The sequence below is a fragment of the Streptomyces sp. NPDC088553 genome (genome assembly GCF_044752965.1).
GTDB lineage: Bacteria > Actinomycetota > Actinomycetes > Streptomycetales > Streptomycetaceae > Streptomyces.
This window is the reverse complement of sequence record NZ_JBIVMG010000005.1, coordinates 301,022-313,389: the sequence shown is the minus strand read 5'-3', so window position 1 is coordinate 313,389 and position 12,368 is coordinate 301,022. Positions and strand designations below refer to the sequence as shown.

12 protein-coding genes are annotated in these 12,368 nt (G+C 73.9%); 4 read left to right on the top strand and 8 right to left on the bottom strand.

What is annotated here, in order from left to right; all coding sequences use genetic code 11:
- Positions 1-132: 132 nt before the first annotated feature.
- Entirely contained in the window at positions 133-729 is a 597-nt protein-coding gene (locus ACIP8Z_RS18205) for a flavin reductase family protein (RefSeq protein ID WP_402084494.1), read from the top strand.
- 77 nt (positions 730-806) lie between these two features.
- On the opposite strand, the gene ACIP8Z_RS18200 is transcribed toward ACIP8Z_RS18205, so the two are convergent.
- The 3 genes from ACIP8Z_RS18200 to ACIP8Z_RS18190 all read right to left on the bottom strand — a co-directional run bounded on the left by ACIP8Z_RS18200 (position 807) and on the right by ACIP8Z_RS18190 (position 4,033).
- Positions 807-1,358 (bottom strand): hypothetical protein, encoded by a 552-nt coding sequence (locus tag ACIP8Z_RS18200; protein WP_402084492.1) that lies wholly within the window; start codon positions 1,356-1,358, stop codon positions 807-809.
- A gap of 23 nt (positions 1,359-1,381) precedes the next feature.
- Positions 1,382-2,689 (bottom strand): MFS transporter, encoded by a 1,308-nt coding sequence (locus ACIP8Z_RS18195; protein WP_402084489.1) that lies wholly within the window; start codon positions 2,687-2,689, stop codon positions 1,382-1,384.
- 96 nt (positions 2,690-2,785) lie between these two features.
- Positions 2,786-4,033 carry an MFS transporter gene (locus ACIP8Z_RS18190; protein ID WP_402084486.1) on the bottom strand — a complete coding sequence of 416 codons (1,248 nt, stop codon included), beginning with the start codon at positions 4,031-4,033 and terminating at the stop codon, positions 2,786-2,788.
- Positions 4,034-4,107: 74 nt separating this feature from the next.
- Between ACIP8Z_RS18190 and ACIP8Z_RS18185 the strand changes: the two genes are divergently transcribed.
- The gene (locus ACIP8Z_RS18185; RefSeq protein ID WP_402084483.1) at positions 4,108-5,154 is read left to right on the top strand and encodes a GlxA family transcriptional regulator; all 1,047 of its coding nucleotides are present in this window, start codon (positions 4,108-4,110) and stop codon (positions 5,152-5,154) included.
- Here ACIP8Z_RS18185 and ACIP8Z_RS18180 read toward each other — a convergent pair.
- A complete protein-coding gene (locus ACIP8Z_RS18180; RefSeq protein ID WP_402084481.1) occupies positions 5,064-6,347 on the bottom strand; it encodes an MFS transporter in 1,284 nt (427 codons plus the stop codon). The two genes, ACIP8Z_RS18185 and ACIP8Z_RS18180, sit on opposite strands and share 91 nt — an antisense overlap.
- On the opposite strand from ACIP8Z_RS18180, the gene ACIP8Z_RS18175 reads away from it, so the two are divergent.
- Complete coding sequence (locus ACIP8Z_RS18175) at positions 6,346-7,479, top strand: NAD-dependent epimerase/dehydratase family protein (RefSeq protein WP_402084478.1); 1,134 nt, start codon at positions 6,346-6,348, stop codon at positions 7,477-7,479. The genes ACIP8Z_RS18180 and ACIP8Z_RS18175 overlap by 2 nt on opposite strands.
- Here the strand turns inward: ACIP8Z_RS18175 and ACIP8Z_RS18170 are convergent.
- Positions 7,469-8,518 (bottom strand): Zn-dependent alcohol dehydrogenase, encoded by a 1,050-nt coding sequence (locus ACIP8Z_RS18170; RefSeq protein ID WP_402084476.1) that lies wholly within the window; start codon positions 8,516-8,518, stop codon positions 7,469-7,471. The two genes, ACIP8Z_RS18175 and ACIP8Z_RS18170, sit on opposite strands and share 11 nt — an antisense overlap.
- Complete coding sequence (locus ACIP8Z_RS18165) at positions 8,515-9,504, bottom strand: SDR family oxidoreductase (protein WP_402084474.1); 990 nt, start codon at positions 9,502-9,504, stop codon at positions 8,515-8,517. The genes ACIP8Z_RS18170 and ACIP8Z_RS18165 overlap by 4 nt, the downstream gene beginning before the upstream one ends.
- A gap of 100 nt (positions 9,505-9,604) precedes the next feature.
- Here ACIP8Z_RS18165 and ACIP8Z_RS18160 point away from each other — a divergent pair, with 100 nt between their 5' ends.
- Positions 9,605-10,531, top strand: coding sequence for a cyclase family protein (locus tag ACIP8Z_RS18160; protein ID WP_375881505.1), 927 nt, complete (start codon positions 9,605-9,607; stop codon positions 10,529-10,531).
- Between the two features lie 101 nt (positions 10,532-10,632).
- Here the strand turns inward: ACIP8Z_RS18160 and ACIP8Z_RS18155 are convergent, their stop codons facing one another.
- Positions 10,633-11,079: an ATP-binding protein gene (locus ACIP8Z_RS18155; protein ID WP_319310892.1), complete on the bottom strand. Its 447-nt coding sequence runs from the start codon at positions 11,077-11,079 to the stop codon at positions 10,633-10,635.
- Between the two features lie 412 nt (positions 11,080-11,491).
- Positions 11,492-12,367: an acyl-CoA dehydrogenase family protein gene (locus ACIP8Z_RS18150; protein WP_402084471.1), complete on the bottom strand. Its 876-nt coding sequence runs from the start codon at positions 12,365-12,367 to the stop codon at positions 11,492-11,494.
- Position 12,368 lies beyond the last annotated feature (1 nt).

Sequence of the window (12,368 nt, the reverse complement as noted above, 5' to 3'; positions counted from 1 at the left end):
CGCGGTCGTACGAGTGAGGAGCCCCCGGGGCGGCGGTCCTGCCGTCGCCCCCGGGGGCTCTCGCGTGCGGGGCTTCCCGCGGTCTCCGCCCCCTTCTCATCTGACGAACCGTCAGGTTCAATGGATGACGTGATGGGACACGCGGGGATGGCGGCCACCGTCGTCCGACACCTGAGAGCGGCCGGTTCGCCGACGGCCGTGGAACCACTGCCCCGGCCGGTACTGCGCGCGGTACGGGAGGACGAGCGACCGCCCGTCGACCCGGCCGAGTTCCGCCGCGTCCTCGGCCACTTCGCGAGCGGGGTCACGATCGTGACCGCGCTCGACGCGGAAGGACCGGCCGGATTCGCCTGCCAGTCCTTCGCCTCCCTCTCCCTCGACCCGCCCCTGGTCGCCTTCATGGTCGCCCGTACGTCGACGACCTGGCCCCGGATCGCGGGCGCGGGCACCTTCTGCGTCAACATCCTCGGCGCCGGCCAGGGCCCGCTGTGCCGGTCGTTCGCGGTCAGCGGGGCGGACAAGTTCGCGGGCGTCGACTGGACCCCGGCCCCGGTCACGGGCTCCCCGAGGCTCGCCGGCACGCCCGCCTGGATCGACTGCGCGATCACCGCCGTGCACACCGGCGGCGACCACCTGATCGTGGTGGGGCGGGTGGAGTCGCTGGGGGCGGAGGAGGACGGGGATCCGCTGCTCTTCCACCGGGGGAGGTTCGGGCGCTTCAGCGCCTAGACGCGAAGGCGCCTGAGCGCGAAAACGTCCCAGCGCCAAAGCGTCTGAGTGCGAGAACGTCTCAGCGCGCCGGCGCCTCAGGCCTCGATCACGCCCGTGTGCAGGCCCACGGTGCCCAGCAGGAACACGGTCAGCACCGTCACCGTCCCCCACACCAGCAGCGCCACGAAATAACCCCGCCGCGCGTGACGCGTGACCAGCACCGCCGCGGCCAGGCACACCGTGGCCACCAGCCAGCCCGGCCCGCCCGCGAGCGGCCACAGCAGGGCCCCCGCGGCGGTCGACAGGAGCAGCTGCCAGCCGGTCGGACGGCCGCCCAGCCGGCGCGTCAGGGCCTCGCCCAGGAGCACGATCGGCAGCACGAGCGCGGCGGAGACGGCGAACGCCGGAACCAGCCAGACCACCGAGAGGAGCGGGAGCGCGAGGAGGGTGAGCGCGCTGAGGCGTTCCTCGCCCGGCTCCGGCTGCCCGGCGTCACCGAACACCACGAGGAGGATCAGGGCGACGGCCCCCTCCAGGGCCAGCGCGAGCACCGAGGCCCACAGCATCCTGCTGTACGTGCGGCCGTCGTCCCGCTCGTTCACGGACCGAAGGCCCGTTTCCCGCACACCCGTGTCCTGACCGCTCATGCGCGATCACCCCCTCGCGGCCATCATGCTCCCGCCAGGGACACCGTCTCCGTGCGGGGTCGGCGGATCACCAGGGCCATCAGCGCCGCCGCCGCGCACAGCGCGCCCGAGGCGTACCAGACGAGGTCGTACGAGCCGAAGACGTCGCGGGCCACTCCGCCCGCGAACGCGACGGCCGCCGCGCCCACCTGGTGGGAGGCGAGGACCCAGCCGAAGACGATCGCCGAGTCCTCGCCGTAGTGCTCGCGGCACAGGGCGATCGTCGGCGGGACCGTGGCCACCCAGTCCAGGCCGTAGAACACGATGAAGAACAGCATCGGCGGGTGCACGGACGGTGCGAGCAGCATCGGCAGGAAGAGGAGGGAGACGCCGCGGAGCGCGTAGTAGACCGCGAGGAGCCGGCGGGCCTCGAAGCGGTCGGTGAACCAGCCCGAGGCGATCGTGCCGACGACGTCGAAGACCCCGATGACCGCGAGCAGTCCGGCCGCCGCCGTCACCGGCATCCCGTGGTCGTGGGCCGCCGGTACGAAGTGGGTCTTCACCAGACCGTTCGTGGACGCCCCGCAGATCGCGAACGTGCCCGCCAGGAGCCAGAACGGGCCGGTCCGGGCCGCCTTGAAAAGGACCGTGACCGCACGCCGGGCCGCGCCGGTGACGGGCGCCGGCTTCTCGGCGTACTCGCCGCCGTACGGGGCGAGCCCGACGTCCGCCGGATGGTCGCGGAGCAGCAGCCATACGAACGGGACCACCGCGAGCGCGGCGAGCGCCACGGTCACGGCCGCCGGGCGCCAGCCCTGGTGCTCGACCAGCCAGGAGAGCAGCGGCAGGAACACCAGCTGTCCGGACGCGCCGGCCGCCGTGAGGATGCCCGTCACCAGGCCCCGGCGGGCCACGAACCAGCGGTTGGTGACCGTCGCGGCGAACGCGAGGGCCATCGAGCCGCTGCCGAGCCCGACGAGCACGCCCCAGAAGAGGACGAGCTGCCAGGGTGCCGTCATCCACACCGTGAGCAGCGAGCCGAGCGCGATGACCGACAGCGCCACCGCGACGATCCGGCGGATGCCGAAGCGGTCCATGAGGGCGGCGGCGAAGGGGGCCGTGAGGCCGTAGAGGGCGAGGTTCACCGAGACGGCGAAGCCGATCGTGCCCCGCGACCAGTCGAACTCCTCGTGCAGCGGCTCGATCAGGAGGCCCGGGAGCGAGGCGAACGCCGCCGCGCCGATGATCGTCACGAAGGTGACCGCCGCGACGAACCAGGCGCGGTGGACGCGAGAGGTGCGGGCGGGGGACCCCTCAGGGGTGCGGGCGGGAGTCTCGGTTGTCTGGGCCATGCCACCGAGCATCCCGGCCCGCCCCCGCCCCGACCATTGGCCCGCATGACAGCTTTCCAACGGATCGGGCCACGCACCTGGGCCCCGCGCCGCCGCTCACACCCTCGGCAGCGTCCTGATCGGGCGCACCGCGAGCAGCGCGCCCACCACGAGCACCGCGATCCCCGCTCCCACCAGCAGCACCTCCTCCGTGCCGACCGCCGCCGCCACCGGCCCCGACAGGGTGCGGCCGACGCCCATCATCAGGAGCGAGCCGGCCACGTCGTACGCGTGCATCCGGTTCAGGGCCTCCTGCGGTACGTGCGTCTGCACGGCCGTCGACCACATCACCAGCCAGAAGGCGAAGGCCGCGCCGCCGATGAACTGGCCCGCGCCGAGCAGCGCCACGGGCGCGCCCAGGCCGAGCAGCGCGAGGTTCACGGGGAGGCCGAGGAGGGCGACCGCGCCCGCCGCGAGGGGGGTGCGCGGGCGCAGCCGGAGGGCGAGCAGGCCGCCGACGGCGCTGCCCGCGCCGTTGACGGCCATGAGCACGCCGTACGTGGCCGAGCCGTGGTCCCCGGTGACCAGGCTCGCGGTGAGCGGCACCATGGGGCCGGCCACGGTGAGCCCGTACACGGTCCAGATGGCGATGACGCCCCAGAGCCAGTTCCGCGCCTTGAACTCCCGCCAGCCGCCCACGAGTTCGGCACCGAGGGAGTCGCGCCGCAGCGAGTCGGAGGGGATCGGGGCGATCCGCATCAGGGTGAGGCAGAGGGCGCTGACGGCGAACGTCGCGCCGTTGACGGCGAAGGCGGCGCCCGCGTTCCACACGGCGACGAGCACGCCCGCCGCCGCCGGGCCCGCCATGATCATGAGGGCCTCGACGACCCGGAGGACGGCGTTGGCGCGCTGCACGTCGGGGGCGATGCGCGGGATGGTCGAGGCGACGCCCGGCTGGAAGAGGGCGGCGCCGACGCCGCTGAGGACGGAGAGGGTGTACACCGCCCAGAGGGGCGGGCCGCCGAGGGTGAAGGCGACGGCGAGGACGGCCGCTCCGGGCAGCCGCAGCAGATCCGCGAGGATCATCATGCGGCGGGCGGTGAAGCGGTCGGCGAGGACGCCGCCGAAGAGGACGAAGAGCGCGAAGGCGGCGGTCCAGCCGCCGAGCGCGTAGCCGACGGTGGCGCCGGAGTGGCCGGCGCCGAGGAGTCCGGCGGCGAAGGCGACCGGGACCATGCCCTCACCGAAGACGGCGACGGCCCGGGCGACGAAGAAGAGCCGGAAGTTACGGTTCCACAGTGCGGGCGGCTCGGCCGGGGCGGGAATCCGCTCGGCGGCCTCAGACTTGTACGTGTTGTCCGTCACGGAGAGGTAGACCTATCACCACGTGGTCTACACCACCACTGAATTTCGACCGATCTCCGGAGGGAGCACCGCCCGTGCCGCCGTCGTCCGAACCGCCCCCGCACCGCGTCGCCGTGCTCGCGCTGCCCGGCCTCCTCCCCTTCGAGCTGGGCATCCCGCACCGCATATTCGGCCGCGCGAAGGACGCCGGGGGACGGCCGCTGTACGAGATCGTCACGTGTGCGCCGGTCGCGGGCCCCGTCCCCACCGACGCCGACTTCTCGATCCACGTCGAGCACGGCCCGGAGGCGCTCGCCACCGCCGACACCGTCGTCGTACCCGCCTCGTACGAGCTCGGCCCGGTCTACGACGAGGGCCGCCTCACCGACGAACTGGCCGCCGCGCTCGCTCACATCCGGCCCGGCACCCGGCTCGTCTCCATCTGCACCGGCGGGTACGTGCTCGCCGCCGCCGGGTACCTCGACGGCCGCCCGGCCACCACCCACTGGTCCTCGGCCGAGCACTTCCAGCGGCTCTTCCCGCGCGTGCGGGTCGACGCGGACGTGCTGTTCGTCGACGACGGCGACGTCCTCACCTCGGCGGGCGTGGCCGCCGGGATCGACCTGTGCCTGCACATCGTGCGCCGCGACCACGGCACGGCCGTCGCCAACGACGTCGCCCGCAGGACCGTCGTACCGCCGCACCGGGACGGCGGTCAGGCCCAGTACATCGAGCGGCCCCTGCCGGAGTCCGGCACCCACACGACGACCACCGCGCGGGCGTGGGCCCTCGCCCACCTCCACGAGCCGATCCAGCTGCGGGACCTGGCCGAGAAGGAGGCGATGAGCGTACGGACGTTCACCCGCCGCTTCCGTGACGAGGTGGGCGTCAGTCCCGGCCAGTGGCTCACCCAGCAGCGGGTCGAACGCGCCCGGCACCTCCTGGAGTCGACCGGCCTGCCCGTCGACCGGGTCGCGCAGGACGCGGGGTTCGGGACGGCGCAGTCGCTGCGGGTGCACCTGATGAGCGCGATCGGGGTGACGCCGACGTCCTACCGGCGGACGTTCCGCACGGCCGCGTCCGCGTCCCCGGATTCCGCCCCGGATTCCGCCCCGGAGACCGCCGCGGAGGCCGCTTCCTGAGGCCGGGGGCGAGCCAGGTCGCCGTCCTCCCGTTCCCGGACGAGCCGCCGCTCCCCCACCGCGCCGATCAGGATGAGCAGGCCGGTCAGACCGACCCCCCAGAGGATGGCCGTGGACGGCGCCACGACCTTGAGCAGACCCCCGGCGAGGGTGCCGCTGGCCGCGTAACCGGCCCCCACCGCCGCGTACATGACCGAGTAGCCGGCGGCGAGCGCCGACGGTGGCAGCAGCTCTCTGAGGGCCAGGTTCCGGGCCAGGCTCGCCGGGGCCTGGAGGAGCCCGGCCGCCACCAGGGCCACCGCGATCCCCGCCGCCGAGGGCAGTACGGCGACCAGGGCGACGCCCGAGGCGACCGCGAGGACCAGGACGAGGGACTGGGCGGTCAGCGTGCCCGGCCAGCCGGCCCGGAGGCCGTACGCGAACGCGCCGACCGCCGAGCCGATCGAGAACCCGGCGAGCAGCAGACCCGCCCAGCCGATGCCGATCCCGCGCTGTTCGAGGAGCGCGGGCAGGATCAACTCGGCGAGCGCGAGCAGCGTCAGACCGGCCGCCCCCAGGACGTACACCGGCCAGGCCCGGAGCAGCGCCCGCCGCGTCGACGCGCCGTCCCCCTTGGCCGCCTGCTGCCAGCCGGGCGGGAGCATCCACAGCCCGGCGACCGCCAGACCCAGCAGGACCCCCATGAGCAGCAGGGGTACGGCGGGGTCGACGCCGAGCGCCAGGCCGGTGACGAGGGCGGGAGCGGCGGCCCAGATCGCGAAGACCAGCACCGACTCCATGCTCATCGCCTGGGTCACGGCCCGCTCGGGGACGAGGCTGGTGAGGAGCGCGCGCAGCCCGCCGGGCACGGCGGCGGGCCCGGCGCCGCCGAGCAGGGCGAGGGCGGCGAGCACGACGGGGTGCGCCCCGGGCACGAGCCCGAGACCCGTGAACCCGGCGGCCCCGACGACGAGTCCGGCGACGAGCTGCGGCCGGGCGTGCTCGGCGTCGAGCCGCAGGCCGAGGACGGGCGCGGCGACGATCTCCCCGATGACGTACGCGGCGGCGAGCACGGCTCCGAGCGAGTAGCCTCCGGGGCGCTCCCGGACGAGGAACACGAGGGCGAGGGGGGCCATGGCGACGGGGAGCCGGCCGGCGACGGTCACGGCGGACCAGGCGAGAACGGGGCGGGTGGCGAGCTCGCGATAGGACATGCTCAGGACCGTAACGACGTACACCCGTGAGGCCCACCTCGTTTTCCCCGGCTCGTTCTCCGGGGCGCTCACCTTCTCCGCCCGCTCCGGCGTCCTGCTCCACGGACTCCTGCCCGCCATCACCCCCCGGCCGGACCACCGGACCGGACTCCCGACGCGAGGTCGACACATGAAGCACACCACCCACCCCCGTCACGTGATCTTCGGCTCCGGTGCCGTCGGCACGGCCGTCGCCGAGGCGCTGGTCCGTCAGGGGGAGTCCGTACGCGTCGTGAACCGGTCCGGCCGGGCGGCCGTCCCCGACGGTGTCGAGGTGACGGCGGGCGACGCGGCCGATCCCGCGTTCACCACCGCCGTCGCGGCCGGCGCGACCGTCGTCTACCAGGCCCTCAACCCGCCGTACCACCGCTGGCGGCAGGAGTTCCCCGCCCTCCAGGCCGGGGTCCTCGCCGCGGCCGAGGCGAGCGGCGCCCGGATGGTCTCGATGGACAACGTCTACAGCTACGGGCCGCCGCCCGGGGGCCGCCCGTTCACCGAGGAGACGCCCGACGCCGCGACCACCCGCAAGGGCAGGCTCCGGGGCCGGATGACCCAGGACCTGCTCGCCGCCCACCGGGCCGGGCGCGTGGAGGTGGCGATCGGGCGCGCCTCCGACTACTTCGGGCCGCGCGGCGGCGCCCAGTCCAACCTCGGCGACCTGGTCGTCCCGGCCCTGCTCGCCGGGCGCACCGCGACCGTCCTCGGCGATCCGGACCAGCCGCACACCTACACGTTCATCCCCGACATCGGGGAGGCGCTCGCCCTGCTCGGCCGGCACCCCGACGCGCCGGGCCGCGTCTGGCACCTCCCCAACGACCCGCGCACCCGCACGACCCGCGAGCTGGTCGACCTGGCCCACCGCGCCACCGGCCGCCCCGGCTCCGCCCGGCTGCGCCGGATGCCGACGGCGGCGCTGTACGTGCTGGGCGCGTTCAATCCGACCGTGCGCGAACTGATCGAGATGCGCTACGAGTTCGCGGAGCCGTTCGTCGTCGACTCCGCGCTCGTCGAGGAGCGGCTCGGCGCCGTCGCCACCCCGGTCGAGGAGGCCCTCGACCGGACCGTGGCGGCGTACCGCGCCCTCAGAAAGTGAGGACCCCCCGGGCCACCTTGCCCGCCTCCGCGTCCTCCACGGCCCTCGCGAACTCCTCCACCGGATAGGTGGCGGTGACGAGTTCGTCGAGGAGGAGGCGGCCGGAGCGGTACAGCTCGGCATAGAGCGGGATGTCGCGCTGCGGGCGGGAGGAGCCGTACCGGCAGCCCAGGATCGACTTGTCCAGGAACATCGCGGCGGGCAGGAAGCTCGCCTCCGCCTTCGGCGCGGTCATGCCGAGGAGGATGGCCTGCCCGTGCCGGTCGAGGAGGTCGATCGCGGTCCGGACGAGCCCGGTGTGCCCGACGCACTCGAAGACGTGGTCGGCGCCGGTGGGGAGGATCGCCCGTACCCCGTCGGTGGAGGTCAGGAAGTGGCTCGCGCCGAACCGCCGGGCCACGGCCTCCTTCGCCGGGTTCGTGTCCACGGCGACGATCGTCAGCGCGCCCGCGATCCGCGCGCCCTGGAGGACGTTGAGCCCGATCCCGCCGGTGCCGATGACGACGACGGTCTCGCCCCGCCCGACCTTCGCCCGGTTCAGTACGGCCCCGACGCCGGTGAGGACGCCGCAGCCCATCAGGGCCGCCGAGGTCAGGGGGATGTCCTGCGGGATCTTCACCGCCTGGACCGCCTTCACGACGGTCCGCTCGGCGAACGACGAGTTCGACGCGAACTGGTGGAGCGGCCGTCCGCCCCGCGAGAACGGCTGCCCCGGCATCCCGATGGCCTTCCGGCACATGGTGGGCCGCCCGCGGTCGCAGTCCGCGCAGGCCCCGCAGTTGGCGAGCGTCGACAGGGCCACGTGGTCGCCCGGGACGACGTGCGTGACCCCTGGTCCGACCGCCTCGACGACCCCGGCGCCCTCGTGCCCGAGGACGACGGGAGGGGGGAAGGGGATGGTCCCGTCGACGACCGACAGATCGCTGTGGCACAGTCCGGCCGCCGCGATCCCCACCAGCACCTCGCCGGGTCCGGGGTCCCGCACCTCCAGGTCGTCGACGACCTCGACCTGCTTCCCGTCGAAGACCACGCCCCTCATGAGCCGTCCTCCGTCCCGGTGCCGGCCGTGCCCGCGTTGGCGCCGGGGCCCGTGCCCGCGCCGGGGCCCGTGCCCGCGTTGGGGCGGTCGCCCGCCGCCGCGGCCCGGGCCATCTCCTCCAGCCGCGCCAGCATCGGCATCGGATCGACCCCCACCGTCCCCGGGAGGAAGTCCGCGATCCGCTCCGGGGTCCAGGCGCCGCCCTCCGCGTATCCCGCCCGCAGCTCCCTGGGCTGCGCCCAGACCGCGATCTTCGGGCCGGCGATCGTGTAGACCTGGCCGGTGATCCTCTCCTCGCGGGCCCGCTCGGAGAGCAGGTAGACGACGAGGGCCGCCACGTCCTCCGGCTCCCCGATCTCCTTCAGCTCCATCGGGACGTTCGCCGACATCCGGGTCCGGGCCACCGGTGCCACCGCGTTCGCCGTCACCCCGTACTTGTGGAGACCGAGCGCCGCCGACCGTACGAGGGAGATGATCCCGCCCTTCGCGGCCGAGTAGTTGGCCTGCGCCACCGAACCCTGGTGGTTGCCGCTCGTGAAGCCGATCAGCGTCCCGGTCCCCTGGCGCCGCATGATCGCCGAGGCCGCCCGGAAGACCGTGAACGTGCCCTTCAGATGCGTGGCGACGACCGGGTCCCACTCCTCCTCGGACATGTTGAAGAGCATCCGCTCGCGCAGGATGCCCGCCACGCACACGACCCCGTCCAGGCGCCCGTACTCGGCGAGGGCGACGTCGACGACCCGCTGTCCGCCCACCATCGTCGAGATGTCGTCGGCGACCGCGACCGCCGCGCCACCCCCCGCCTCGATCTCCTTCACCACCGACAGCGCGATCTCCGAGGTCGGTTCACCGCCCTCGATCGACACCCCGTAGTCGTTGACGACGACCTTCGCGCCCTCCGCCGCGCACGCGAGGGCCACGGCGCGGCCGATGCCCCGTCCCGCGCCCGTCACGGCGACGACCTTGCCAGCCAAGAAGTTCCCCACGCCCGGCCCCTCCCGCAGTTTCTGACGGTCCGTTAGATTCATTCGTCGTCAGGATTCTACGGTCCGTCAGATACCGGAAAACAAGACCCCGGAGGCCCCGATGTCTCTGCCCGCCGCATTCCACGAGATCGCCAAGCGCGTCAACAACTGGGGACGTTGGGGCCAGGACGACGAGATCGGCACCCTCAACCTCGTCACCGACGAGGTCGTACGGGAGGCCGTCGCCACCGTCCGCACCGGCCACCGCGTCCCCCTCGCCGTCGACCTCAAGCAGGACGGCGTCCAGACCGGCATGATCCCCGGCCGGGTCAACCCGCTCCACGTCATGGTCCAGATCAACCAGGAGCTCTTCGGCCCCGGCACGGTCGCCACCAGCGACGACGCCGTGACCCTCGGCCTCCAGGCCGGCACCCACTGGGACGCCCTGACCCATGTCTCCCACTCGGGCCACCTCTACAACGGCCGCCCCGCCGCCACCATCACCCCACACGGCCGCTCCGAGTTCAGCGGCATCCACACGGCCCGCCACCTGGTGAGCCGCGGGGTCCTGCTCGACGTGGCCGCCGCCAAGGGCCTGGACCGGCTGCCGGGCGACCACGCCGTCACGCCCGAGGACCTCGACGAGGCCGCCGACTTCGGCGGGGTGACCGTACGGTCCGGCGACATCGTGCTCGTCCGGACGGGTCAGATGCAGTCGTACCTGGCCGGTGACCGGCACGGATACGCCTTCCCGTCACCCGGGCTCTCGATCCGTACGCCGGAGTGGTTCCACGCCCGGGACGTCGCGGCCGTCGCCAACGACACCCTCACCTTCGAGATCTTCCCGCCGGAGATCGAGGATCTGTGGCTGCCCGTGCACGCCCTCGACCTGGTCGAGATGGGCATGCTCCAGGGGCAGAACTGGAATCTGGAAGCTCTGTCCACAGCCTGTGCACAAGAGCGGCGCTACGCCTTCCTGCTCTCCGCGATGCCCGAGCCCTTCGTGGGCGGCACGGGCACACCGGTGGCACCGGTCGCCGTCCTCTGAGCACCGTTCCGACGACGGGTGGGCGGGTGACGCCCGGCTCGGCCGCCGGCACCCGCCACCCAGCGCCTGGCACCCGCCGCCGGCCACCCGGCCGCGAACCGTCAGCAGTGCACCCGGCCGGGCGCCACCGACGCCCCCGGACCCGGCGAAGGCGCGGCCGGAGCCGGGTCCACCTCGCACCAGATGCTCTTGCCGGCACCCTCGGGCTGCCAGCCCCACCGGTCCGCGAGGCCGTCGACCAGCTCCAGGCCGCGCCCATTGGTGTCGTCGCCCTCCGCGTGCCGGGGCCGCGGCGGGCGGTCGCTCGCGTCCGCCACCTCGACCCGCACCCCGCCCTCCGCCGCGAACAGCATCCGCAGCACGGCCGGACAGCCGGTGTGCACCACCGCGTTGGTCACGAGCTCGGAGATGAGCAGCACCAGCGTCTCGGCCAGCGGCTCGTCATCGCCTATGCCCGAACCGGCGAGCCGCGACCGGGCCCACCTCCGGGCTCGCCCCACCTCCGCCGGGTCCGGCCCGACCTCCAACTGAACCTGAAGCACCTGCACCGCTCACACCATCCGAACCGGCGGACACATCGCCTCGCGCCTCACAGCCATCGACGCCCTTACGGAACGTGATTCCCTTGTGAGACAGCATGGTTGACGTACAGTCACCGCAACAAGCGCTTCGGGCATATTCCAGCGCGAAGGAGTACGCGTAGTCCATACTGTGCGACGCACGCTGCGGGGAGTCGAACAGGAGCGCGCGGAGCGCGTCCTCGGGGCGCGAGCGGCGCGCATTCCCGGGCCCGGAGTCACCTCAGGGGCGACACCGGGACGATCCGGGCCAACGAGCACTCGCATCCCACGGAGCGTACCGGAGCCGGAGGCCGACTCCGGGCCGTGACGGCCGCGCCGAAGGACACAACCAGATATCAACATTCCGTGACCCGGAGAGCGCGGAGAGCGAGGGCGGGAGTCACAGTCCGGCGGCCACCGCCTCCTCGGCGCGCGCGGCGGGCAGGCGCAGCCCGGCCCGTACCCAGGCGCGCTTGAGGTGCAGGTGGACGTCGGCCTCCCAGGTGAATCCCATGCCGCCGTGGACCTGGAGGCAGTCGCGGGCGTTGGCGGTCGCGGCCTCGTCGGCGAGGAGCTTGGCGCCGGCGATCTCGACGGGGTCGGCGGTGAGGGAGGCGGCGCGTACGGCGGCGCGGGCGAGCTCGGTGCGGACGAGCATCCCGGCGCAGAGGTGCTTGACGGCCTGGAACCCCCCGATGACCTGCCCGAACTGCTCCCGCTCCCGTGCGTGGGAGACGGCCGCCCCGATGGTGGCGTCCGCACTGCCCACCTGCTCGGCGGCGGTGAGCAGGACGGCTTCGAGAGGCGCCGCTCCCCCGCGGACGGGGGTGGGCACGGGGACCCGGTGGAGCGGGGTGAGCGGATCCACCGACCGCATCGGTACGGCCCCCGTGGCGTCGCCCAGCACCACATCCGCCTCGTCCAGCCAAGGGACCAGGCCCTCGGCCACCTCGGTCACCACCACCTCCCCCTCCGCCGCCCCCGGCACGATCCCCGCCGCCCCATGCGTGGCGACCAGCGGCCCCGGCAGCAGCACCCGGCCCGCCTCCTCGAACACCAGGACCGCCTCCGGAAGGCCGAGGCCCACGCCCCCTTCCTCCTCGGGGAGGCGCAGGGCGAAGAACCCGGCCGCGCCGAGCTCCCGCCACAGGTCGCGGTCCAGCGTCCCGCCGGAGTCGACCGCCGCCCGCAGCGCCTCCCGGCCGAAGCGGCCTTCGAGGAGGTCCCGTACACCGCGTCGCAGGGCCTTCTGGTCCTCGGTGAGTCGGAAGTCCATG

Excerpts from the sequence above, each read along its gene's own strand:
- ACIP8Z_RS18205 (WP_402084494.1), top strand. The coding sequence starts at position 133 with ATGGGACACGCGGGGATGGCGGCCACCGTCGTCCGACACCTGAGAGCG.
- ACIP8Z_RS18200 (WP_402084492.1), bottom strand. The coding sequence starts at position 1,358 with ATGAGCGGTCAGGACACGGGTGTGCGGGAAACGGGCCTTCGGTCCGTG.
- ACIP8Z_RS18195 (WP_402084489.1), bottom strand. The coding sequence starts at position 2,689 with ATGGCCCAGACAACCGAGACTCCCGCCCGCACCCCTGAGGGGTCCCCC.
- ACIP8Z_RS18175 (WP_402084478.1), top strand. The coding sequence starts at position 6,346 with ATGCTCAGGACCGTAACGACGTACACCCGTGAGGCCCACCTCGTTTTC.
- ACIP8Z_RS18180 (WP_402084481.1), bottom strand. The coding sequence starts at position 6,347 with ATGTCCTATCGCGAGCTCGCCACCCGCCCCGTTCTCGCCTGGTCCGCC.
- ACIP8Z_RS18170 (WP_402084476.1), bottom strand. The coding sequence starts at position 8,518 with ATGAGGGGCGTGGTCTTCGACGGGAAGCAGGTCGAGGTCGTCGACGAC.
- ACIP8Z_RS18160 (WP_375881505.1), top strand. The coding sequence starts at position 9,605 with ATGTCTCTGCCCGCCGCATTCCACGAGATCGCCAAGCGCGTCAACAAC.
- ACIP8Z_RS18150 (WP_402084471.1), bottom strand. The coding sequence starts at position 12,367 with ATGGACTTCCGACTCACCGAGGACCAGAAGGCCCTGCGACGCGGTGTA.